General features: G+C 77.8%; 1 protein-coding gene. It reads left to right on the forward strand.

Going from position 1 to position 632, the window contains the following annotated elements; translation table 11 throughout:
* The coding region (locus tag DQW85_RS21770; protein ID WP_162795194.1) for a GNAT family N-acetyltransferase at positions 1 to 632 on the forward strand (632 nt) is incomplete at both ends.

The following is a 632-nucleotide window of genomic DNA, read 5'->3' on the forward strand; positions in this document are numbered from 1 at the left end:
CGCCGAGGCGGGCGCGCTGGTGCGGCGGCTGGCCCGCCCTCCCGCCGAGCGCCGCTGGACCGTGCTGACGGAGGGCGGCGGAGTCGTCATGGCGTCCGTCTCCTCGCGCGACCCCGCCGTCGGGCACCTTGACCTGCTCGCCGTGCACCCGGACGAGCAGGGCCGCGGGCTGGGGCGGCGGCTGGTGCGCTCGGCCGAGGAGTGGCTGCGCGAGCAGGGCGCCGGGCAGACCCTCTTCGCCGGGAACCCGCCGTGCTACGCCTGGCCCGGCATCGACGTGCGCTACACCGCCGCCGCGTGCCTCGCCGAGAGCCTCGGGTACGAGCGCTACCACGTGGCCTGGAACATGACCGCCGACCTGCTCTCCGCGGACCTGTCCACCGGGGCCGCCCTGGAACGGCTGGCCGCCGAGGGGGTGAGCGTCCGCGTGGCGTCGCGGCAGGCGGAGCGCGAGCGGGTGGCGGCGTTCGTGAGCGAGCACTGGCACGATCGCTGGGCGTGGGAGGCCGTCAACGCCTCGGGGACGCACTACGCGGAACGTGAGGGCGAGGTGCTGGCGTTCGCCGCGTGGGGCGCGCGCCCGGCGTGGTTCGGGCCGATGGGCACGGCGCCGGCCGCGCGGGGGCTGGGCC

Origin of the sequence: Nonomuraea lactucae, assembly GCF_003313395.1 — a bacterium.
GTDB classification, from domain to species: Bacteria; Actinomycetota; Actinomycetes; order Streptosporangiales; family Streptosporangiaceae; genus Nonomuraea; species Nonomuraea lactucae.